This window comes from Paenibacillus zanthoxyli JH29, assembly GCF_000520715.1.
GTDB classification, from domain to species: Bacteria; Bacillota; Bacilli; order Paenibacillales; family Paenibacillaceae; genus Paenibacillus_AQ; species Paenibacillus_AQ zanthoxyli.
Map to the genome: position 1 here is coordinate 1 of NZ_ASSD01000198.1, position 3,024 is coordinate 3,024.

The following is a 3,024-nucleotide window of genomic DNA, read 5'->3' on the forward strand; positions in this document are numbered from 1 at the left end:
TGAGCGCGGTCAGCGGGGTATCCGGCACAATCGGCTCTCCGGTCAGCCGGTTTGCCTGAGTGACGACACTGTGAATCAGCTCCTCCAGCCCCGACTCGTCAAGGTTGGTGTCGCGGCATTCCGCGTGCAGCGTAATAAACTCCGCCACTGTGGCGTCCATGACAAAGTTCATATTCTGCGACAGCTGGGCAATCAACTTCCGTCCCATGTCGAATCGGATCTCGGGTGCGGGCGGCTGATCGTTAATCAGGATGCATCGGCCGCTCGGGGTATCCCGCTGGGCGATATATTCGATATCCGCCAGCAGCCTGCTCTTGCCCGAGCCTGTCGGTCCAACCACGGCAACGAGGTCGCCAGGCACAAGCCTTAAGGCGACATCCTCCGCTTCACCGGATTTGGAATGGCCGCCAAGGATCGTAACGGATTGAATATCCTCCATCATGTCAGCTCACCTCCGGGCGGGGAACTTCCGGAATAGCGATGCTCTTGACATTGCCCATCTGATAGTCGTGCCCGATTCTCGTCTCGCCCAGGCAGTAGGAGCAGACCGCGGCCGGCATCGAGAACCGCAGCTTCCGCCCGTCCAGATTGTCGATATCTTCAGCCTGCGCGAGCAGGGCGCCGAGCCGTTCCTTGCCCTGGCCGGTCAGGCCGTTAATGTGAAGAATCTCCGCCCGGGCGTTCACTTTGCGGACTTGATACTGAAACACCTCGCGCTCGGCTTGGGAGACAATGTCGCCCTTTGTAATGGCCACGATATCGGCTTGCTTTAGCAGCGGGCCCATCTTGGTCGGGGTATTCACTCCCGATAAATTATCAATGACGCAGACCGCTAGGGCATGGCGGATAAAAGGAGAACAGCGGTTGCACAGACCGGCGCTTTCGCTGATTAGAATATCCAGTTCCAGCGATTGCCCCCAGCGGGCGCAAGCTTCGATATTGGTGACAAAATAATGGTCCGGGCACAGGTTGCCGGCAAGACCGAGAAGCACCGGCACTCCTTTGGCGCGGTAGCGCTCATCATCCTTGGAGGCAACGCAGTCGAATTTTACGACCCCCGCTTTCAGTCCCTGCTCCTTCAGCCAATCAATCACACGCAGAAGCATGGAGGTTTTGCCGCTCGACGGCGGACCCGCCACGGTTATGAGCTTCATATCTTAGTCCTCCTGTTCAAACCCTTTGTTAAAGGCCGCGTTAACGGCATCCGTCTTTGCCTGAATATCGCTGTTCCAGACGAGATCCCAGCCCATCCACAGCAGCTTGCGCTGAGTAAGCCCGGATGCTGCCGAAGGATGAGGCGACGGGAAGAAAGCCTGTTCGCACAGCTGAGCCGTCTCCTCGCTAGTGAAGAAGGAAGCCAGACGGCGTCCGCCCTCGGTCGCATTCTTTTTAGCGAGCAGGAATACCGGGCTTGCAATCGCGCCTTCCTCAGGCCAAATAATATTGATTTTATCCTGCTTACGGATCATATTCGCATAAAAATACGGCATCACGTATAAAGCCGTTCCGGCTTCATTATCGGTTCCCGCCAGCTTTGCCATCTGGCCCGGATGAAGCCCCTGGCGAACCGACCGGCCGAGACCGGTCAGTATATCTTCGCCGAGCTTCTCGCCTAGTGTCAGCAGCACCGTTTCGCAAAAGGTGCCGTTATGGCCTCTCATCGTTACCTGCTTCCGGTACACGGGATTCAGCAGGTCGCTCCAGGAGCGCGGCTCGGGCGTGTCACCCAGACGGGCTGTATCGGCTACGATGACCAGCGGATTCACGCACATTAACGTAACCCGGCCAGTCGGGTCCTGCATGCCGATCTCCGCAAACCGTTCATTCGGAGCATAGCCTGCTGTATCGGCGAATACATCCTGATCGAGAAACCGGGTACGGAAATCACGATGGAAGAAGCTGCTGATTCCCGGCGTGATTACAATATCTGGAAGTTCGTCGGCGGATTGAAACTCATTTACTGTTTTATAGAAGTCGCTCTGATTTGCATTGCCCTCGAATTCCAATTCTTCCGGGTCGAGATCGGTCCAAAGCCCCGAGCTTTGCTGATGAAGAAACGTTTCTTCAATAGGCACCTTAAGCGGGCAGGGCAGCATGGCAAGCAGATGGCGGGGCAATCTTTCCTGTTCTTGGGCCGTTCCGGTATTCATATTTATTCATCCTCTCGTCGCCTTTTTTTGAAAATACGCTAGTAAGTTACGTTTAATTATAAATAGTTGTGATTTGATTCACAATTTGCGAAAGACCGAAAGTTTGACAATACTACAAACATTCCCTCATCCGAATAATTTAGACCCGTTAGCATACAGGAAAAAGGGAAATTCATGAAAAAACGCAACTTCAGCGCAGGATTGGCATGAGGCGGGTGTATGGCGCGACGGTAAGAAAGCTACGCCTCCGGATAGACGAAACCTTCGATTGTGTCCGCAGCCCGTTCCGGGTCATTTCCGGAATTATCAAAGTAAAGGATGGAGGAGGGGGGGAGGGGCCATTTTACGTTGCGGCTGACAAGCGACGAGCGGAAATCGTCCCAATGGCGCAGCTTCCAGTCGTCCAGCTTCGAGCCTCTGGCCATAATTCTTTCCTTATAAAGCTTCTCATCGGACAGGCTGACGATGACCGCTTTTACCTCGACGTCGAGCAGTGATCGGCCGATCCGCGACAGTTCGCGCGCAATCCACCCTTCATCCGCGGCTTCTTTCGTAAAAGGACCGACCACGATGCTGTCCACATCCAGCTTGACGTTATCCAGCGCGGCATCCATCGTAATCCGGTATCCCAGGTCACGGCACAGCCTCTTGTAATCTTTAGAATCCCGGTCGGAGGGGTCAAGTCCATGGAACGTCATTATCGCCTCCGCTGCCGGACGGAGAAGGATATCCATATCGAAGAAGGCGGCTTTTCGTCTCGCTGCCAGCGCTTTTGCCAGCGTGGTCTTGCCGGCGCCTGCTCCCCCGAGGAAAAATACGAGCTTATTCATTAGCTATTCCTCCTCGTATAGTATCTTTAGAACTTTCTTTTGAG

The 3,024-nt window shown here is 54.7% G+C and carries 4 protein-coding genes; all 4 read right to left on the reverse strand.

Annotated features, from left to right (window positions below; genetic code table 11):
• Positions 1-442 (reverse strand): ATP-binding cassette domain-containing protein (locus L691_RS0107795; RefSeq protein ID WP_025689820.1); only part of this gene is annotated, 442 nt, incomplete at its 3' end.
• 1 nt (position 443) lies between these two features.
• A complete protein-coding gene (locus L691_RS0107800) occupies positions 444-1,154 on the reverse strand; it encodes a GTP-binding protein (RefSeq protein WP_025689821.1) in 711 nt (236 codons plus the stop codon).
• A gap of 3 nt (positions 1,155-1,157) precedes the next feature.
• Entirely contained in the window at positions 1,158-2,150 is a 993-nt protein-coding gene (locus L691_RS0107805; RefSeq protein ID WP_025689822.1) for an ABC transporter substrate-binding protein, read from the reverse strand.
• A gap of 239 nt (positions 2,151-2,389) precedes the next feature.
• The gene (locus L691_RS0107810) at positions 2,390-2,980 is read right to left on the reverse strand and encodes an AAA family ATPase (RefSeq protein WP_025689824.1); all 591 of its coding nucleotides are present in this window, start codon (positions 2,978-2,980) and stop codon (positions 2,390-2,392) included.
• Positions 2,981-3,024: the final 44 nt, after the last annotated feature.

Bases quoted from the DNA above. Each gene is read 5' to 3' on its own strand.
- L691_RS0107800 (WP_025689821.1), bottom strand. From the start codon at position 1,154: ATGAAGCTCATAACCGTGGCGGGTCCGCCGTCGAGCGGCAAAACCTCC.
- L691_RS0107805 (WP_025689822.1), bottom strand. From the start codon at position 2,150: ATGAATACCGGAACGGCCCAAGAACAGGAAAGATTGCCCCGCCATCTG.
- L691_RS0107810 (WP_025689824.1), bottom strand. From the start codon at position 2,980: ATGAATAAGCTCGTATTTTTCCTCGGGGGAGCAGGCGCCGGCAAGACC.